Genomic DNA, 19,436 nt, shown 5'->3' with positions numbered 1-19,436 from the left:
TTGAATCAAACCCGTAACGCCCACGGCTGCCGAGGATCAGTGCGTTGAAATTACTAAGGACGATGGGTCTGATCGGGCGGGGATATCCTGGACATCCGGACCTTGATGATCAGAGACCGTGCTTGGCTCGCGCTGTCTCGACAATGCGGCGGGCCGCATCGAAGGCCGCTTCTATACCCATATCGGTCGTATCCAGCAAGATAGCGTCGTCCGCTTGGACCATCGGCGCGGAATCGCGACCGGCATCGCGGGCGTCGCGTTTGCGGATATCGGCCAGCATATCCTCGTAGGAAATCTCGATACCCCGCGCCGTCAACTGTTTCCAACGACGCTCGGCGCGCACTTCGGCAGAGGCTGTCACAAACAGTTTCGCTGGCGCATCCGGCACAATCACGGTGCCGATGTCACGACCGTCCAGCACTGCCCCGCCCGCTTGAGCCGCGAAATCGCGCTGGAGCTTCAGCAGCGCGGCACGCACGGACGGATGGCTGGCCACACGGCTGGCAGCTTCGCCAGCTTCGCCCGTTGTAAGGCTGGCGTCGTCGGACAAGCCCGATGGATCGAGCGCTTTGGCCACCTGACCGGCAACAGCCTCGTCACCCAGATCACCGCCCTGTGCCAACACACCCATGCCCACGGCCCGATAAAGCAGTCCCGTATCGAGGTACGGCAGGCCGTAGTGATCGGCCAGACGTGAAGCGATAGTGCCTTTGCCAGATGCGGCAGGACCATCTACGGCGATAACGAGAGACTGGGACAGGGCTCTACTTTCTGGTGATGTTGGTGACGGCGATCCACAGACAGAAAACTGCCATGCCGCCGACTAGGATTGTTGCGAGCCCGAGAAAGCCGCTCCAGAACCAAAAGGCAATAGGGTTGTCACTAAGGAATAACCCACGGCTGTAACGCGCTGCGAAATGCCCATCCCGGATGCTTTCCAACGCACCGCTCCCGAACACCCACGTTAGCCAGAACAGAAACGCCGAGGCGATAAAGTCCTTAAAGGCGCGAAACCCGTTCGGAGTGCGATTTTTGCTCATGGCTTGGGCCGCAGCGCCCGCCCGCCCAGTGCGCACAGGGCCGATATCCCGATCATGGCCCCTCCGAAACCAAAGCTTGTTCGCACCATTTTCCAGAACAGATCCGGACTTTCCGCGCGGAGCACGCGGCCGGCACGGGTATTCACGACGCCGTCAACGCTATCGGCCAGACCGGTGAAAACGAAAAATGCCGCCAAACACACAAACCCGACGGCCATCATTTGCAGCACCCGGTCAGCACGCGTGTCTTCCGGGGGCAGCCAGTGCTTCATGCGATCTTCGCGCCCAGTCCGTTCATCAGGGTGACGAAACCGGGGAAGGAGGTAGCGATCATTTCCGGATCCAGAACCGACACCGGATGCTCGGCTGCCAGCCCCAGCACCAGATGGCTCATGGCGATGCGGTGATCGTGGGCCGTTTCAATCGTCGCTCCACCCTTAACCGGACCTCCGGTGACAATGAAGCCTTCGGGTTCTTCCTCGACCTCGACACCGCAAGCCTTCAGGCCCGCCGTCATTAAGGCGATACGGTCGCTTTCCTTGACCCGCATCTCGCCAATGCCGCGCATGACCGTCTGGCCCTCGGCGAAGGCGGCAGTAGCGGCAAGGATCGGATATTCGTCGATCATGGCGGCGGCGCGCATCTCTGGCACCACCACACCCTTCAGCTTGGAATAACGTGCTGTGATGTCCGCAATCTCTTCGCCGCCAGACGTGCGGCGGTTCGAGATCGTCAGGTCTGCGCCCATTTCGATCCACGTATCGAACAGACCGGTACGCAACGGGTTAAGCATGACGCCCTCCACCGTGACTTCCGACCCTTCGACAATAAGGGCTGCCGCCAGAGGGAAAGCTGCCGAGGACGGATCGCCGGGTACAGACACCTTGGTGCCGCGCAAAGGTTGTCCGCCTTCCAGCGAGATGATCCAGCCCTCGCCTACCTCCTGAACTTCGACCTTGGCTCCGAAGGCCGTCAGCATACGCTCGGTGTGGTCGCGGCTCTTTTCAGGTTCGGTCACTCGGGTCGTGCCCTGCGCGTTCAATGCCGCCAGCAAGATGGCCGATTTGACCTGAGCCGAGGCCACGCTTTGGGTGTAATCGATGGCAACCAGTTCACCGCCGCTGACAGCGACCGGCAGGCGGTCCTCGTCCTGTTTCCAGTCGAACTTGGCACCCATTTGCGCCAGCGGGCCGGTCACGCGCTTCATCGGGCGTTTGCGCAGCGACACATCTCCATCGAAGGTCGCGGTGATCGGATAGCCTGCCACAGCCCCCATCAGCAGACGCACGCCGGTTCCAGCGTTGCCGCAGTCGATCAGGTCCTGCGGCGACTGAAGTCGACCCTTTCCGATCACTTTCCATCGACCTTGGTCAAGTTTTTCAACCGTCGCGCCCAGCGAGGACATCGCCCGCCCTGTCGCCAGAATATCTTCGCCTTCCAGCAAGCCATCAATCTCGGTCACGCCTTCGGCAAGACCGCCAAAGATCAGACTTCTATGGGAGATTGACTTGTCACCGGGGGCCTTGACCACACCCTCAAGAGGGCCACATGGGGAGGCAATAAACGTCTGAGAAGTCGTCACCCGGCTACTTGGCTCCGATAATATCTGGAAAACGTAACGCAGTCGCGCCACATAAGGCTTTTGACAGTGGCCGTTTCGGGTGGCAAGGGAGCCGCCCGATTTCCCGAGTATCAACTCAACTCCCGCCGAAGGTTTATTCCGTGGCTAATCCCGAACTGGGCCAAAAGCAGCTCTGCCCGAGCTGCCAGGCCAAATTCTACGACCTGAACCGTCGCCCGGCACGCTGCCCGAAGTGCGAAACCGAGTTCGACCCGATGGAGGAGGCTCTGAAGAGCCGTCGTGTCCGTCGCGGCGCGGGCTATGCGGCCGACGATGAAGACACCGAAGATCAAGTCGCCGACAAGGCAGTCGACGGTGACGAAGAAGAGGAAGAGGACATCGAAGCGTCCACTCCGGAAATCGATCAGGAAGGTCACGAACCAATCCTGACGCCGGACGATGACGACGATGCCGATCCGGTAGCCGACGACGCAGGTCTGGGCACCACCGATGGCGACGACGATGTTCTCGACGACGATGACGACTCCGTGCCGTTCATCGAAGACGAAGACGACGACGGTCTAGACGACGAACTGACCAAGCCTTCGCTCGACGACGAGTAAAACCAAGGTTCTGAAAACTAAGCGGAAAAAAGTTTTCAGAACCGCTTGACCTTCCGGTCGGAACTCCCTAGTTTCCGCCACCTCAACGGGGCCACAGGCACCGTCGGGACCGACCGAAAGGTTTGGGGCTTTAGCTCAGTTGGTAGAGCGCTTGCATGGCATGCAAGAGGTCAGCGGTTCGACCCCGCTAAGCTCCACCATGAACCCCTCGTCGTTACCCGCGACGAGGGGTTTTCCATTTCTGGATCAGAGATCCTTCAATCTTTTGAAATTCGAGTCTTTTTCGAAACGAGATTCCCCGAGCGGAATCTGTAGTCTGCACGCAATTTCCTCCTGACAGACCCAGTCACTTCCCTTGCGCAGTGCTTGACTCGCCTCCCCCGTGCAGCGGTATAGGAATGAGAACATTTAGAGAACATTTCCTACCGCCCGATCATGTCGTCCTCCGTCGAAATCCAGCGCCTGCGCGAGCGGCTGTCCCTGAAGGGGGCGGGTGCGGGCGTGCGGGTCCGCGGTAAGGAAACTGACGGCTTTAGAGTGGGTCTGCCGGCGCTCGACCAGCGCGTAGGCCTTTTGGGGCTGGAGGCCGTGCATGAAATTTATGCCAGTGCCGGCGATGTGCTGTGTGCTGACGGCATGGCGCTAGGCATGGCGATGCGGGCCTCCAAGGGACCGTTCCTGTGGGCGTATGAGGGGCGGCGCAATGGCGAGACGGGCCTGCCCTATGGACCGGGATTGCAGGGCTGGGGACTGGAGCCGTCACAGCTTTTGCTGATCGAAGCCTCCAGCGCCACGGCCCTTCTGGGCGTGGGTGAGGATGCGTTGCGCAGCGGGGCTTTTGGCGCGGTGATCCTGAGCAGTTGGGGCGAGAATCCGGCCTTTACCCTGACGGCCAGCCGACGGTTGAACCTTGCGGCCAGCGAAGGCGGGCGGCCGGCCTTCATTGCCCGCGCCGGAGCCCAGCCACGCGCCAGCGCCGCGCAGAGCCGATGGAAGGTGTCGCCCACCCTGTCCTCGGCACAGCCCCTTTCGGCGGGAGCCCCCGGCCTTCCCGCCTTCAAACTCGAACTTTTACGCAAACAGAACGGCCCCGTGGCGGGCGAATGGATCATGGAGTGGGATGGTGAACGGCGGATCTTCGTCACGCCGCAGGTATCTGGCCGTCTGGTTTCCGTTCCTGCCGACCGATCGGCAATCATCCGCGCGGCCTGATGCCTATGTGCCTGATGCTGATGTACCTGTGGCCTGTGTGGCCAAGCAGTCGAATGCCCTGCGTCTGACGGCGGTGAACCGTGCCGCCATCGCGGCGGGTTTGGCCTCCGGTATGACGCTGGCCGATGCCCATGCACGGGTACCGGAACTGACCACCGTCCCCAGCGAGCCCCGCGCGGACGAGGAACTGATGGCGCGGCTGGTCGATGGCTTTGGCCGTTTCTCGCCCTTGGTCGCGCGGGACAATCCGCACGGACTGATGCTGGACATCACCGGATGCGCACACCTGTTCGGCGGCGAGGACGGGATGATGGCCGCCGTGCGCCGCCTTGCCGAACGCGCCCGATTGCAGGTTCGGCTGGCGATTGCGCCCACCCCGCACAGCGCCCGCGCTTTGGTCCGGTTCGGGCCGGAAGGCGCTGTGAGCGATACCGATGTCGGCACCACCGCCGGAAAACTTGCCGTCGAGGCATTGGAACGACCCGCCAGCGAGATCACCGCGCTGAAACGGGCGGGGCTGAAAAGGTTGGCCGATGTCGACGCCCGCCCTCGCGCCGCCATGGCCGCCCGCTTTGGAGAGGACTTTTGCCATGTGCTGGACCGGACCATCGGGCGGATCGACATCCGCATCACGCCTGTTCGTCTGCCCGCCCCCATTGTCGCGGACCGCAGACTGGCCGAGCCGATCCTGCACCTTGATCCGGTCGAGGGGATTATCGCCGACCTGCTGGCCGATACCGAACAGCAGATGGAGCAAACTGCCAAGGGCGGGCGCGCCTTTACCCTGACAGTGTTCCGGCTGGATGGCTGGACGCGGCGAGTGACGGTGCGCACGGGCCGCGCCATGCGTCAGGTCGCGCCCCTGATGCGGCTGTTCCACGAGCGGCTGCAGGCGCTGGACACGCCGATCGATCCGGGCTTTGGCCTCGACCAGTTCCGGATGGAGGTGGACGATCTGGTCACACTGGCGGCCCAGCAGGTGCGACTGGATGAACCCGCGCGGCGGGGGGAGAGTCTTGAGGACCTGACGGATCGCCTATCTACCCGTCTGGGCGCACAGGCCGTGATGCGGGTGAAATCGACAGGCTCGCATCTGCCGGAACGGGCCTGCGTTCTGCGCCCTGCGCTTCACCCTGCCCGCGCCGATGAAGGCGACGACTGGCCCGAGCTAAAGCGCGACGGGTTGGAGCGGCCCATGACCCTGTTCAATCCGCCCCAGCCGATTGAGGCCATCGCTCTTGCCCCCGACAGTCCGCCCGCTCGTTTCGTCTGGCGACGGGTCACGCGCCGCATCATCCGCGCCGAAGGGCCGGAGCGGATCGAGGGCGAGTGGTGGCGACGCCCTCGCCATCGGGTGCGCGATTACTACCGCGTCGAGGACGATACGGGGCACCGCTACTGGCTGTTCCGCGCAGGCCATTATGGTGAGGAGCCTGCCCCGCGCTGGTATGTCCACGGGCTGTTCGCATGACGGGCCCAAGGCCCATCGCCTATGCAGAAACGGTTTGCGCCAGCAACTTTTCCTTCCTGCGCGGCGCGTCGCATCCAAAGGATCTGGTGCTGTCGTCCTTGCTGTGCGGACAGGCGGGGCTGGGCCTTGCCGACCGAAACAGCGCAGCAGGCGTGGTGCGGGCGTGGAGTGCGCTGAAAACCCTGCGCAACGAAGGCTGGGTCCCGCCCGAGCGTATACGTCTGGGCAGCAGTCCGGGCGAGGTCGTCTATGTGGACAGCAAGACCGAGGAGAGTATTGCCGAGCGCATCCGCACCACCGCCGAGAACTTCAAACTGATGACCGGTGCGCGGCTGGTGTTCGCAGACGGCACGTCCGATGTGGTGGCCTATGCCGAGGATCGGGCGGGCTGGGGGCGATTGACGCGGCTGCTGACACTGGGGGCCCGACGGGCGACCAAGGGTCAGTCCATCCTGACCAAGGCGGACCTTATGGCCCATGCCGAGGGGCTATTGCTGATCGCCATGGGCGGAACGACCGACTGGCTGGGCGAACTGAATGACGCGCGTCACGGGGCGGTATGGCTGGGTACAACCATGCATCGACGCGGCCACGACCGCAGACGGCTGGCCGCTTCGCACGATATGGCGATACGTGCGGGCGTCCCGCTGCTGGCATGCAATGATGTACTGTATCACTCCAGCAGCGAGCGCGATCTTCAAGACGTGCTGACCTGTATCCGCGAGGGCGTCAGCATCGAGCGCGCAGGTCAGCACCTGCTCGCCAATGGCGAGCGGCATCTGAAAACGCCTGCCGAAATGGCTCGCCTGTTCAGCGATCACCCCGAGGCTTTGCGCGAGAGTCTGACCCTGCTGGAACGATGCCAGTTCGATCTGGGGCAACTGAAATACGAATATCCGGACGAGCCTGTGCCCGAGGGCTGGAGCGCCAATGACTGGCTGAGGGCACTGGTCGAACAACACCTTCCGGTGCGTTACCCGCTGGGCGCGCCTGCTCATGTGCGCGACCTGATCGAAAAGGAACTGGCCTTTATCGGCGAGCGCGATCTGGCCAACTATTTCCTGACCATCCACGACATCGTCCATGTGGCCCGCCAGAAGGGCATACTGTGCCAAGGGCGCGGATCGGCAGCCAACTCGGCGGTCTGTTATGTGCTGGGTATGACCTCGGTAGACCCTGCCGAGCACGACGTCCTGTTCGAGCGCTTCATGTCCGCCAGCCGCGACGAGCCGCCCGATATCGACGTCGATTTCGAGCACGAGCGGCGCGAAGAGATCATACAGCACATCTATGAACGCTATGGCCGCGAGCGGGCAGGTCTGGCGGCCACGGTCATCTGCTATCGTCCGCGCAGCGCCATCCGCGAAGTCGGCAAGGCCTTAGGTCTGACCGAGGATGTCACCGCGCGCCTCGCCGGCACCCAATGGGGAAGCTGGGGCAAAGAGATCGCAGACAACCGCATCGCCGAAGCGGGGCTGGATCCCGACAACCCCATGATCCGTCGCGCCGTGGACATGGCCGAGCGGCTGATCGGCTATCCGCGCCACCTGAGCCAGCATGTCGGCGGCTTTGTCCTGACCAACGGGCGGTTGGACGAGGTCGTGCCCATCGGTAATGCCGCCATGGCCGAGCGCACCTTCATCGAATGGGACAAGGACGACATCGAGGCCTTGGGCCTGATGAAGGTCGATGTGCTGGCGCTGGGGATGCTGACCTGTATCCGCAAGGCGTTCGAACTGATCCGCCAGCACGAGGGCGAGGCGCTGGAACTGGCCACGGTCCCGACAGAACAGGCCGACGTTTACGACATGCTGTGCCGTGGCGATTCCATCGGCGTGTTTCAGGTGGAAAGCCGCGCCCAGATCAACATGCTGCCGCGACTGCGCCCGCGCACCTTCTATGATCTCGTTATTCAGGTTGCCATCGTGCGCCCCGGTCCCATTCAGGGCGACATGGTCCACCCTTACCTTCGCCGCCGTCATGGCTTGGAGGCGGTGGAATACGCCAGCCCTGCCCCGCCGCATGATCCGGACGAACTGAAGAAAATCCTCGGCAAGACGCTGGGCGTGCCGCTGTTTCAGGAACAGGCGATGAAGGTCGCCATGGTCGCCGGCAATTTCAGCGAGCAGGAGGCCAATGGCCTGCGCAAGGCCATGGGCACGTTCCGCGGCGACGGCACGCTCGGCAACTACGAGACGCGCATGGTCGGGCGTATGATCGAGCGCGGCTATAACCCCGACTTCGCCCAGCGCTGCTTTGAACAGATCAAGGGCTTTGGCTCCTACGGCTTTCCCGAGAGCCATTCGGCCAGTTTCGCCAAGCTGGTCTATGTCTCCAGCTATATCAAATGCCGCCATCCCGCAGCCTTCGCCTGCGCCCTGTTGAACAGCCAGCCGATGGGTTTCTATGCTCCTGCCCAGATCGTGCGCGATGCCCGCGAACATGGGGTGGAGGTGCGCCCCATCGATGTGAACCATTCCCGCTGGGACAATACGCTGGAAGGGCCGCCCGATGCGCTGGCGCTGCGGCTGGGGATGCGCAACATCGACGGCTTCCGTCAGGACTGGGCCGAGGCTCTGACCACCGCCCGCATCGAAGTCTTTACCGGACTGGAGCCCCTTATGCGGCGGACAGGTCTGTCGGCGGCGGCAATGAGAAAGCTGGCCGATGCGGATGCCTTCGGCTCACTGGACATGGACCGGCGCGAAGCGCTGTGGGCCGTGCGCCGCCTGCCCGACGATGATCCCCTGCCGCTGTTTGCCGCCGCCAATGCCCGCGAACTGGGCGAGGAAGCAGACGCCAATCTGCCGAAGATGGGACAGGGCGAGCATGTCGCCGCCGACTACCAGACCACGCGCCTGTCCCTAAAGGCCCACCCGATGCAAATCCTACGGCCTGTCTTTGCCAAGGAAGGAATGCTGCCGTGCAAAGGCGTCGAGGCCAAACGTTCCGGCTCGCGTGTACGCACGGCGGGCGTGGTGCTGGTGAGACAGCGGCCCGGCAACGGCAAGGCCATTTTCATCACGCTGGAAGACGAGACGGGCGTGACCAACCTTGTGCTGTGGGAGCGGACGTTCGAGACCTATCGCCGCGTGGTCATGTCCGCACGCCTGTTGGAAGCCGTCGGCACGGTCGAGAAAAGCATCGAGGGCGTCACCCACCTTATGGTCACCCATCTGGTGGACCGCACACCCGAACTGAACCGCCTGTCCGAAGATCACGAACCGGTTCTGCAGCTATCAGGGGCCGACGAGTTCGTTCACCCCCAGCATCCACGCAATGTGCGCCTATTGCCCGGCTCGCGCGACTTCCACTGACCGATTGCCCCTTTTTACCGACTCGACCGACAACAGCCTATGTCCTCTCGCCGCCGCCCCCCTGCACAGCACCATTACAGCCCTCCGCCTCGCGGATCGGATCGCCTGAATATCCTGCTGGGCATATTGGTCGTGGTCGTCATCATCGTTTGCGTCATCGTGATGCGCAGCGACAAAACTGCCCTGCCTGACAACGTTACCGAAGGGGCCAAAAGCGTCGCCACCAGTGTAGCCCCCGGTATCTTTCCGCCAACCGCTGAACAGGCCGCCAGCGAAGCCGACTTCAAATGCCGCGTGGTCAAGATCAACGACGGGGATACCCTGCGCTGTCAGGACGGAACGCGGGTAAGGTTGCATGCCATTTCCGCGCGCGAGCGCGACAACAGCTGCTCGCCCGGTCACCCCTGTTCGCAAACCAGCGCCGATCAGGCCACCCGTATCCTGAGCCAACTGGTGGCCGGAAAGATGCTGGACTGCATGACCACCGGCCAGAGCTACGACCGCGTCACGGCCATCTGCTGGACAGCCGCGCGCGTCGAGGTGAACTGCTACATGGTCGAAACCGGTGCCGCCGAGTTGTGGGAGCGCTTTGACAATGAAACCCGCATCTGCCGCGACAAACGCCGCATAGGCTCGCTGCGTCAGGATTGATCCTGCTCAAGGCGACTGCGGCCCTGCGCGCCTATTTAGAGCTTGCCGTTATCGTGGCTATCAACCGGCTCTGGCATGTGCGGGCATGATTTGCCCTGAAATGGCAGGGCCGCTGTATCCCGCACACCACGATCAACGGTATTGATAGACGAAAGCAGAATGCAAACCCTGCTCTATGGGCGCGCGACTGCCATTTTTTGCCGGTACACGGTAGAAAGTTTCCCAGACCCACCAACTTGAGGCATTCAAGTGACCACCATCACCGCACAGTCCGCTGAGGGCTCGAACAGCAAGGCTATCAAGCCGGTCTCCATGACCCGCTATGACGCCGACTTCCAAGGCTTCTCGGACGAGCTGGGTGCATCGTTCGCGCGTTACGGCTTTGCTGTTGTTTCGGACCACGGTCTGGACCAAGCCGTCATCGACGCTGCTATTGCCGACGCCAAGGCCTTCTTCGCCCTGGATGAAGAAACCAAGCGCCAGTACCACCAGCCGGGTACCGGCGGTGCACGCGGCTTGACCCCGTTCGGCGTCGAAACCGCCAAGGGCGCGGCCGTCCGTGACCTGAAGGAATTCTGGCACACCGGCCGCGAACTGCCGGAAGGTCACGAGTACAAAAAGTACATGCGTGACAATGTGTGGCCGACCGAAATCCCGACTTTCAAAGAGAACGTGTACGGCATGTTCTCGGCGCTGGACCAACTGGGTGCCCGCATCCTGAAGGCTATCGCCCGCTACCTGAAGCTGGAAGACAACTTCTTCGAGGACAAGGTTCAACTCGGCAACTCGATCCTGCGCCTGCTGCACTATCCGCCGATCCCGGCTGATGCCGAGGGCGTGCGTGCGGGTGCCCACGAAGACATCAACGTCATCACCCTGCTGCTGGGTGCCGAAGAGGCCGGCCTTCAACTGAAGGATGCCGACGGCGAGTGGCTGGACATCGCACCGCCTCCGGGTGCGCTGGTGATCAATATCGGTGACATGCTGCAGCGTCTGGTCAACCACGTCCTGCCGTCGACCACCCACCGCGTGGTCAACCCGGCACCGGAACGTCGGGGCTTTGCCCGCTATTCGACCCCCTTCTTCCTGCACTTCAACCCGGACTTCCCGATCGAGACCCTGCCGTCGACGATCACCCCGGAAAATCCGGACCGTTATGCCGGCAAGACCATTCTGGCCGAGGACTTCCTCACCGAGCGTCTGCGCGAGATCAAACTGATCTAATCGTCGCGAATAGCCGACAAAATGAAGGGGCCGGACTATCACTCGTCCGGTCCCTTTTTTTGTCCTTGCCGTCTCGCTTAGCGGGCGATCCGCAGACGGGTAATGTCACGACCGATCTGTTTGAAGGCTTCTTTCAGATCCGTGCCGGTCGCCGCAGGGAAGAAGTTCTCCTTCGGGTCCGTGGCGCAGGCTTCCATGACCTCATAGGCCGTGTCGATGCCCGTTTTGCCCTTGCTGGTGCCAAGGTTGAAACCGATCGTATAGACAACGATGCCCTGTTTCTTCATGGCCCTGCAGACCTCCACGGACTGGGTGAACACGTCCCCGTTGGTCGAAGGGCAGTTGATTTGATAGTCGGTGCCAATCGAGCCCGAACCTGCATCCTTGGACACAACACCCTCGCAATAGGGAGTGTTGAATTCGCCGTCGGTCATCAGGATGACGGCCTTGATGGTCTCGGCGGTGTTGAACGGGTTGGGACGGCTGGCGGTCGGCAGGACCGAGCCGAAGTTCGGCGAGATGCTGTACCAAGCCATTTCGATGCCGGTCTGGCCAGCGGTCGCACCCAATGGCTGATAGCTGTCGATGACCGTATTTAGGCCATTCGTGCCCGTGAGCACATTGGTCAGCGGCAGATAGCGACCCGGCTGGCAGGTCTGGCCGCTGGGCAGGTATGAGCGGCCCAGCCAGGCGTTGGTTCCGGGAGCCTTGTCTGTAGGATCGGAACTGCCGCGCGGACGCTCGCTGATGCAGTCTGTAGCCGGCAGTTCGGTCAGAACGTTCGACTTGTTATAGAAGACGCGCTGCTGGCAACCGTCCCAGCCGCATTGGACCGTGCCGTATCGCACGTAGTCCGCCGGCGGATTGTTGCGGTCTATCGCAACTGCAAAGGTGTTGGTGTTGATGGGCGTGACAGTCTGATAGCCGTTCAACTGGGTCATGCCCTGCACACCGGACACCTTCACCAGTCCGCCATTAATCAGGCCATGTCCGGACGACGTCACCAGCATCCGGCATTGTGGATCAACGCATTTACGCAAGTAGCGGCGCGTTCCGCTTGCAGCCGAATAGGAACTGCTGAGACCCGTCAGTTTGAATGTGCTCGAGGTTGGGACCTGACTGACGGTCTGGATGGTCCGATTGATGCTCGAGGAGCTGAACCCGTAAACATACACAGCATCACCCACGGCCAGGCCGTGCGAGCTGGCGGTAAAGGTGCCGTTGCTGGAATTGGAGATCTCCTTGGCGGCAGCGGCCCAGCTGGCCCCCGTAATCGAGGTTGAGCCTTTAAGCGGGCCACGGAAGGCTTCGGCATAGCTGCCCACGTTTACACCCCGCGCATAAGGCACCAGCGCCACCCGCGTCGTATAAAGCGTCTGGTCACCCTGAACGACGATGCCCACCAGCTCTTTGGCAGCAGACTTCAGGTCGTTCATATAACCGTCCATTGAGCCGGTAATATCGAGCGCCATCGCGACTTCCACGTTTCGCGAGGCCCGCAGAACGTCCGACGACGCGGTCATCGGCAGATAGTCGTCGAACAGTTTGCCATAGGGCGGAAGGAAAACGTTGGCGATGATGGTCTTGACCTGCACGGTGGCAGTCGCCTGAACCTGATAGCGCGAGCCCAGGGTGAAGGTCGCGACGTCGCCCGGATTGTCTTTGAAATACTGCGGCATGTTCGCGCGGATCGATGCCATGCCAACGCGCTGGATATCCCCAGCCGCAGTATAGTTCGAGCGCGCTGCCGCCAGTGTCGCAGCATCGAGTGCGTCCTGAAGCTCGCTCTTCACCTTGGCCGCATGGTGCAGGTCGATCGCGCCGGCCGAGATCATGAGCAGGACCGGCAAGGCGATACCTGCAATCAAAGCCACATTGCCGCGCTGCGAGCGTGCAAACCCGCTCAATAGTCGAGCTGCGGCCCGAGTAATGCTTTTCATATCAATCCCTGACACCGGACAGTCCCCGTCGCTTTCCGATAGAATAGGGCACTTTGAATGACAAATGGGTTATTTTGGATCAACAGTCACGGTTAATGACAATTAGATACCGTCGGGCGTTCTACACGCCTATTTGCCGATTACACACTGGTTGAGCCCCTGTGCGCGTACTTGACCGGCATTGGCCTGAATACGGCCCGTGCGACGCTGGACGTAGGGCCCCGGCGAGGCAGCGTTATAGCGACGCGGGCTTGGCAAAACGGCCACCAGTCGCGCAGCTTCGGTGCGGCTGAGGGTCTTAGCGCTCTTGCCGAACCAATGCTGCGCAGCTGCCTCTGCGCCATAAACGCCCGGCGCGAACTCGGCGACGTTCAGATAGACTTCCATAATCCGCTTCTTGCCCCAGCCGTATTCGATCAACACCGAGTATCCGGCCTCAAGAGCCTTGCGGACATAGGAGCGCCCAGGCCACAGAAACACGTTTTTGGCGGTTTGCTGGGTGATGGTAGAGCCGCCACGCATTTTGCTGGATCCACGGGCTTCGGCCTTTTCATTGGCCTTCATCGCCTTCTGGATGGCTTCGAAATCGAAACCATTATGCAAGCAGAAACGCGCGTCTTCTGCCGAGATCGCGGCTGTCACAAGATAGGGAGACAGGTCATCCAGCGAGCGCCAGCGATAGTCCAGCCCGTTCCCCTTGATCGCTTGCTCGATCATCAAAATGGTCGGCGGGGGCGGTACGAACCGGAACAGCGCTACTTGCAGGAACGGGAATGCCAGAATGAACAGGAACAGCTTTAACAGCGGCCTGCGCTTGCGTCCTTTTGCACTCGCCATTCCCCGATCCCTTGCTCGACAGCTTAAAAGGCGTGAACGCCCGCGTTACCGTCTTCGTCTGCCCATGCCATGCGCGCGGCACCACGGCTCATTGCCAGTGCGGTGATCGGCGCGCCCTTGTCCTTTTTGATGAAGTCCAGCCCGCGGCCTGCCGGATCGGCCCACCATACGCGGCCATCTTCCAGACCGGCCACCAGGCGGCCCTGCTCCGGCACCGAGGCGACCATCGAGATCAGGGTCGTCTCGTCATAGCCGATCTCGGTCGCCTCGCGCCCCATAGGGCCGTTGGAGCCGATAAACGGCCACAGCACCACACCCTGTGCGCCCGACGTCGCCATCAGCTGGCCCTTGGACAGGAAGGAGAAGGATTTGATCTTGGCCGGATAGCCCCCCATGCGCATGTTGCGCTGGTCCTTCAGACGCCAGCCGTGCAGTTGGTTGTCCTGCATCGAGGTGACGACAAAGGCACCGTCCGGTGAGAACCCTACCAACAGGTGCGAGCCCGCCCACTGAAGCTTTACGGGTTGCTGCTGCTCGATGCGCGCATACCACAACCACGCCCCGCCATAGGTCGAGGTGGCAACTCGGCGGCCCTTGGGGTCGAACGCCACGCCCGAGACAGTACGCTCGTGCTGAAAGTCGCGGCGGAAGACTGCATCTTTACTGTCGATGACCGAAAGCGTGCGCCCCGCAGAAAATGCGATCAGGCTCGATTCCGCGCTGGCAGCGATGGAGTCGATCCAGCCCTTCCCCTCGGCCAGCAGGATCGCCTCGCCCGGACGGCTCCAGACGACTTTTCCGTCATCGCCGCCGGTGACGATGCCGTCCCCCGAAGGGTGGACGCAAGCGCACAGGACAGCTCCGTCATGCACTTCGTTTCGGGCACCATCCTCGAAACGGACGGATCCGTCACCCAAGGCGAACACGGCCTGTGTTTTGTCGAACAGGGCGGCGGTGATCTGGGCGTCGAAAGAGAAGTTCATCGGTGTCTCTGGGAGGCGTAAACAGTCGTGTCCCTGCTCATAGCCGCGCCGGACGGGCGCGCCTATAGGGAAAGGGCAGAATGGGAGCAGGCTTATGGCTGTTGTGCTGATCTCGGGCTTCATGGCCGACGAAACCTTGTGGGACGATCTGATCGCTCCGCTCGAAGATTTTGGACCTGTGATCCCGCTGGCCTTGCGCGAGGGAGAAACCATCGAGGAGATGGCCACGGCGCTCCTGCCCCGACTTCCCGAGCGCTTTCATTTGGCCGGTTTTTCGATGGGCGGGTATGTCGCGCGCGAGATTGCCCGCCTTGTACCTGAAAAGGTCGAGAGCCTGATGTTGATTGCCACCTCCGCGCGGGGTGACACCGAAGAGATGATCCGCCAGCGCAGAAGTGCTCTCAAATCTCCGCCGGAGCGTTTCAAAGGGCTCAGCCGCCCTGCCATCCAGTCTTCGCTACATCCTGATTTGAAAGACGATGCGCAAATGCTGGCGCGGGTGCTGGACATGGGGCTGAGACTGGGCGGGCATGTATTCCACCGACAGTCGGCTCTGGCCCGTTCGGGCGATAAGGATCAGCTATCCAAAATCACGGTCCCGACGCTGATTATTTCCGCGGACGCCGACATGTTGCGATCCGAAGAAGAGCAAGACGAGCTACAGTACGGCATTCGCGGCGCTGATCGGGCCAGTGTGCAAGGTTCCGGGCATATGATCCCGTTGGAACAGCCGCGAGCGTTGTTATCGCTAATGAAATCGTGGCTGGCTAAAAACACGACAACCTAAAGCAAGATTTACATAAATCTCGGCGATTCAACCTGATAATTCAGAGCAGTTACATAAAATTCGCTGATACTTAATTGATGTAAGTAACATTTTCTAACTGTCAATTCGACAAACAAGTACACATAGTGTCCTACGTACTAAATCGGTGGTTCATTTACATAAGTATAGATAGTCAAATTCTACCAATACAGGGACGACGCACGTATGACATCGAATGCGTACCAAAGGCTCGAGCGAGATATGCCCTGCGCAATCTCCGATCCCTCGCTTCTGATCCCCAGTGTTCAAGCCACCTATCCGCTCGGTCGCGAGTACAAGGGTGTATTCCACCAATCGAAACGTTGCCCCTGCTGCGCCTATATCCGTTTTGACGATCCGCCGCCCGACGTTCTGGGTCACTTCTACAACGTAGAATATCCTGAAGTTTCCAAGACTTGGTACAATATTGAGGGTGACTACAACGCCTCCAAAACGCATGAGCGCTCACGTCGCGTTGTCGATATCCTGAACGCCTTCGGGATTGCTCCAGATGCCCATGTGCACGAGTTCGGATGCGCCTTTGGCGGCACCGTCCAAGCCCTGAAAGACCTCGGCTATAAAGCGTCCGGCACCGAGTTGAACCGAACCGCAGTCGAACAGAGCCGGGCTCGGGGCAATCTCGACATCCACGCCCGTCCCGCCCAAGAGTTTCTCGCTGAACAACCGGACGAGTGCAGCGCAATCTACTCCTACCATGCGCTGGAGCACTTCACCGATCCGTTCGCATTCCTGCGGGAGTTGCACCAAGTCATCAGCCCGGACGGACTGGTCATATCGTTCCTGCCGAACTCGGCTGCACTGTTCCCGCTGGTTTACGGCCATTCCCACTATATCTGGTACGGCTATCCCGAACACGTGCACCTGTTCTCGCCAGGCTCGGCGCAGGCACTGGCCAGCACCTGCGGCTATGAACTTCTGTACGTCACCACCGCGCCGATTGACATCGGCCAGAGCGGCCCGATTTCGCGGGCTCTCAAGCAGGACACCCTCAGCGCGCAGTACCTGAGGAACGAGCCGATGGACCGCTATGGCGAAGAGCTTGTGATCGTCATGACACCGGCTGGCAGCAAACTGCTGGAACGGCATCAGGACATGCATCTGAAGGCTTGGGAGTACTCGCGCATCCAAAGCCGCCGCGAACGTTTCCTGATGGACCAGTTGGCGACCTTTGCTCCAAATCCTTGGCTGGAATAAAGCCCGTTTCCGTTTAGCTTTGCTTTAAATTTCGCAGAAATATCCGTTTTATATAGTATAATTTGAATTGTAAATAACGCTATTCAATTGTGAATTACAACGATATACATATCGCTAGATATAAAGATGTAAATATCGCCATAATTTGAATTATTGAATCGAACACGTCTTTAGCTACATTCGAGTCAATTCGGAGACAACTATCCGTACGACTCCTCTACTTACATTGTTTGAATTATCGCTATTTAGTCTAGTGTAAAGATATTCAAACGGAACAATAATAGCTTTAGATGGACCACGAGATCGCGGAATTCGTTGACTGGGAGATGCTATGCTCCTGGAACGAGCCAACCCACATGATGAAGGAATGGGGCGGCATCGTTGATCCTGTCAGGCCAATGGAACAACCGCTTCTTTTGCGTGAAGAAGATCGCAACAAAGTTCACGACGAGGACTTCTATTTTCTCGCCAAATTCCAGAATGCCAAACAGTTCGTGGATATTGGTGCCAACTGCGGGCAGTCGATTAACTCGTATCGACTGCTGAATGATCACACGCCGATCATTTCTTTTGAGCCCAATCCTGTGTGCTACCGGATTTTGACGGCCTATACGGCCAATCTGCCCAAGGTGCGCACCTATCCATTCGGGCTGTCGGACGCCAACGCCTTCCTGGATTTGTACACGCCGGTCGTGGACAGGCTGCTGATCACGCCGTTGGCAACGACGCAGCGGGATCTCTACCGTACCGGTTGGGGTGCCGATTGGTTTGCCAACAACCGCCACGGTCGCGACATCGCCATCTTCAAAGAGCGCTTGGCCTTCTTCCAAGGCGATTCCGTCGAGCTTCGCCCGGACATCATCAAGATCGATGTAGAGGGTGCCGAACTACTGACGCTCAATGGTCTATTGAAGACTATTTTGACCAATCGCCCTGTTATTCTGGCCGAGAATACTCACACTCCGGAATATATCGATTTCTTCCAGATGCTGAACTACAGCCCATGGCAATGGACGGGCAAGGCCCTGCACCAGTTCGACCCGAATAACATCGAACGTTGGGGCAAGAAGCCGGACAACACCATCTACATCCATAATCCCGATGTAGAGCGCCACGCCCGCGAAAACGATTTCGAGTTGCGCTACCTGTAAGCGCGCCTTCGAAGCGTATCCTTTACGGAAGCAAAAACGGCCACCGCGAGAAGCGATGGCCGTTTTTTCATCGGTTCGATCAAAAGCGCCTAGATGCGCTTGAGCTCTCGTAGACGCGCGATCAGGTGCTCGGGGGCCGAATAGGCTTCCTGCAACTCGCTATACCAATAGGTCAGCGCATCCACAGTGATCGGCTCGCCCGTCACGGCACAGCGCACATGGTCGCCCGACTTCACGACATCGAAGTCACCCGGTCGAAAGACCAGCTTGGCTTCGACACGATTGCGTTCGCCGCTCACGCGGCACAGGCCTCGAAGCCGGCCTTAAGCTCGGCTTCGTTCAGGTCGCGACCGATAAAGACTGCGCGGCTCCATCGACGCTCGTTCTCGCCCCACGGCTCCTGCAGGTCACCTTCGAGGATCATGTGCACGGCCTGGAAGACCAGACGGCGGTCTTCACCGGCGACATCGATGATGCCCTTGGCGCGCAGGATGTTCTGGCCCTGCTCGCCCAGTAGCTTGTCCAGCCATGCGGTGAACTTTGCGCCGTTCAGCGGGCGGTCCAGCGAGAAGGAATAGCCCTTGATGTCGTCATGGTGGTTGTGGCCGCGGGCATGATGATCGTGGTCGCAGTGCTCGCCATGTCCGCAGTTCTCGTCGTGGACATGGTCATGATCGTGATGGTGATCATGGCCATGATGACCACAGTGCTCGTCGTGGACGTGGCCGTCCTCGCCGTGCGGCGGATTGGCGAAGCTGGGGTTGGCTTCCAGAATACGGTTCAGGTCAAAGGCGTTCAGGCCCAGCACCTTGTCCAGCGGCACGTTCGAACGCTCGGCGCGGATGATCGGAGCCAGAGGGTTCAGACCGCGCAGGCGCTTCTCGACGGCGACCAGTTCGGCTTCCGACACCAGATCAACCTTGTTCAGGATGATGCGGTCGGCAAAGGCCACCTGCTCGCGGGCTTCTTTGGAGTCATCCAGACGCGCCATGACGTGTTTGGCGTCCACCAGCGTGGTCACGCTGTCCAGCTGGGTCTTGGCCTTGACCTCGTCATCGACGAAGAAGGTCTGGGCCACCGGACCCGGGTCAGCAAGGCCGGTCGTTTCGACTATGATGGCGTCGAACGCAGGCTTGCCCGGACGCTGGCGCTTCATCAGTCCGTTGACCACGCGGATCAGGTCCCCGCGCACCGTGCAGCAGACGCAGCCGTTGTTCATTTCGAACACGTCTTCATCGGCACCGACCACCAGGTCGTTGTCGATACCGATCTCGCCGAACTCGTTGACGATGACGGCGTAACGCTTGCCGTGATCCTCGGTGAGGATGCGGTTCAGCAGGGTGGTTTTGCCGGCACCGAGGTAGCCGGTCAGGACGGTGACAGGGGTCTTCTGGGTCATGACCGCT

General features: G+C 60.5%; 18 protein-coding genes and 1 tRNA gene. 10 read left to right on the top strand and 9 right to left on the bottom strand.

Annotated features, from left to right (window positions below; translation table 11 throughout):
* Positions 1-109: 109 nt before the first annotated feature.
* The 4 genes from cmk to aroA are packed head-to-tail and all read right to left on the bottom strand — an operon-like array spanning position 110 to position 2,601.
* Positions 110-760: a (d)CMP kinase gene (gene cmk / locus OB03_RS14865; protein ID WP_461344692.1), complete on the bottom strand. Its 651-nt coding sequence runs from the start codon at positions 758-760 to the stop codon at positions 110-112.
* Between the two features lie 4 nt (positions 761-764).
* Positions 765-1,040: a hypothetical protein gene (locus OB03_RS14860; RefSeq protein ID WP_461344684.1), complete on the bottom strand. Its 276-nt coding sequence runs from the start codon at positions 1,038-1,040 to the stop codon at positions 765-767.
* Positions 1,037-1,312: a hypothetical protein gene (locus OB03_RS14855; protein WP_461344683.1), complete on the bottom strand. Its 276-nt coding sequence runs from the start codon at positions 1,310-1,312 to the stop codon at positions 1,037-1,039. The genes OB03_RS14860 and OB03_RS14855 overlap by 4 nt, the downstream gene beginning before the upstream one ends.
* Entirely contained in the window at positions 1,309-2,601 is a 1,293-nt protein-coding gene (gene aroA, locus OB03_RS14850; RefSeq protein WP_461344691.1) for a 3-phosphoshikimate 1-carboxyvinyltransferase, read from the bottom strand. The genes OB03_RS14855 and aroA overlap by 4 nt, the downstream gene beginning before the upstream one ends.
* 161 nt (positions 2,602-2,762) lie before the next feature.
* On the opposite strand from aroA, the gene OB03_RS14845 reads away from it, so the two are divergent.
* From OB03_RS14845 to OB03_RS14815, 7 genes are all read left to right on the top strand, one after another.
* Positions 2,763-3,224, top strand: coding sequence for a TIGR02300 family protein (locus OB03_RS14845; RefSeq protein ID WP_461344682.1), 462 nt, complete (start codon positions 2,763-2,765; stop codon positions 3,222-3,224).
* A gap of 124 nt (positions 3,225-3,348) precedes the next feature.
* Positions 3,349-3,424: transfer RNA gene (locus tag OB03_RS14840), tRNA-Ala, on the top strand.
* 235 nt (positions 3,425-3,659) lie between these two features.
* Positions 3,660-4,436 carry an ImuA family protein gene (locus OB03_RS14835; protein ID WP_461344681.1) on the top strand — a complete coding sequence of 259 codons (777 nt, stop codon included), beginning with the start codon at positions 3,660-3,662 and terminating at the stop codon, positions 4,434-4,436.
* A gap of 7 nt (positions 4,437-4,443) precedes the next feature.
* Complete coding sequence (locus OB03_RS14830; protein WP_461344680.1) at positions 4,444-5,907, top strand: Y-family DNA polymerase; 1,464 nt, start codon at positions 4,444-4,446, stop codon at positions 5,905-5,907.
* Positions 5,904-9,224, top strand: coding sequence for an error-prone DNA polymerase (locus OB03_RS14825; RefSeq protein WP_461344679.1), 3,321 nt, complete (start codon positions 5,904-5,906; stop codon positions 9,222-9,224). The genes OB03_RS14830 and OB03_RS14825 overlap by 4 nt, the downstream gene beginning before the upstream one ends.
* Positions 9,225-9,263: 39 nt before the next feature.
* Entirely contained in the window at positions 9,264-9,875 is a 612-nt protein-coding gene (locus OB03_RS14820) for a thermonuclease family protein (RefSeq protein ID WP_461344678.1), read from the top strand.
* A gap of 312 nt (positions 9,876-10,187) precedes the next feature.
* Complete coding sequence (locus tag OB03_RS14815) at positions 10,188-11,099, top strand: isopenicillin N synthase family dioxygenase (protein ID WP_461344690.1); 912 nt, start codon at positions 10,188-10,190, stop codon at positions 11,097-11,099.
* A gap of 77 nt (positions 11,100-11,176) precedes the next feature.
* On the opposite strand, the gene OB03_RS14810 is transcribed toward OB03_RS14815, so the two are convergent.
* The 3 genes from OB03_RS14810 to OB03_RS14800 all read right to left on the bottom strand — a co-directional run bounded on the left by OB03_RS14810 (position 11,177) and on the right by OB03_RS14800 (position 14,859).
* The gene (locus OB03_RS14810) at positions 11,177-13,039 is read right to left on the bottom strand and encodes a pilus assembly protein TadG-related protein (RefSeq protein WP_242914428.1); all 1,863 of its coding nucleotides are present in this window, start codon (positions 13,037-13,039) and stop codon (positions 11,177-11,179) included.
* A gap of 129 nt (positions 13,040-13,168) precedes the next feature.
* On the bottom strand, positions 13,169-13,876 hold the full coding sequence (gene mtgA, locus OB03_RS14805; RefSeq protein ID WP_461344677.1) for a monofunctional biosynthetic peptidoglycan transglycosylase: 708 nt from the start codon (positions 13,874-13,876) through the stop codon (positions 13,169-13,171).
* A 23-nt stretch (positions 13,877-13,899) separates the two neighbouring features.
* A complete protein-coding gene (locus OB03_RS14800; protein ID WP_461344676.1) occupies positions 13,900-14,859 on the bottom strand; it encodes a WD40 repeat domain-containing protein in 960 nt (319 codons plus the stop codon).
* Positions 14,860-14,953: 94 nt separating this feature from the next.
* On the opposite strand from OB03_RS14800, the gene OB03_RS14795 reads away from it, so the two are divergent.
* From OB03_RS14795 to OB03_RS14785, 3 genes are all read left to right on the top strand, one after another.
* Positions 14,954-15,646, top strand: a complete 693-nt coding sequence (locus OB03_RS14795; protein ID WP_461344675.1) for an alpha/beta fold hydrolase — start codon at positions 14,954-14,956, stop codon at positions 15,644-15,646.
* A gap of 240 nt (positions 15,647-15,886) precedes the next feature.
* A complete protein-coding gene (locus OB03_RS14790) occupies positions 15,887-16,879 on the top strand; it encodes a class I SAM-dependent methyltransferase (RefSeq protein ID WP_461344674.1) in 993 nt (330 codons plus the stop codon).
* Positions 16,880-17,169: 290 nt separating this feature from the next.
* Complete coding sequence (locus tag OB03_RS14785; protein WP_461344673.1) at positions 17,170-18,030, top strand: FkbM family methyltransferase; 861 nt, start codon at positions 17,170-17,172, stop codon at positions 18,028-18,030.
* Between the two features lie 89 nt (positions 18,031-18,119).
* On the opposite strand, the gene OB03_RS14780 is transcribed toward OB03_RS14785, so the two are convergent.
* Both OB03_RS14780 and OB03_RS14775 read right to left on the bottom strand, forming a co-directional pair.
* Positions 18,120-18,329 (bottom strand): DUF2093 domain-containing protein, encoded by a 210-nt coding sequence (locus tag OB03_RS14780; RefSeq protein ID WP_242914422.1) that lies wholly within the window; start codon positions 18,327-18,329, stop codon positions 18,120-18,122.
* A complete protein-coding gene (locus OB03_RS14775; RefSeq protein ID WP_461344672.1) occupies positions 18,326-19,429 on the bottom strand; it encodes a CobW family GTP-binding protein in 1,104 nt (367 codons plus the stop codon). Before OB03_RS14775 ends, OB03_RS14780 begins: the two co-directional genes overlap by 4 nt.
* Positions 19,430-19,436: the final 7 nt, after the last annotated feature.

This window comes from Brevundimonas sp. GN22 (assembly GCF_054824005.1).
The sequence above is the reverse complement of the archived record's forward strand: the minus strand, read 5'-3'. Positions and strand labels throughout refer to the sequence as shown.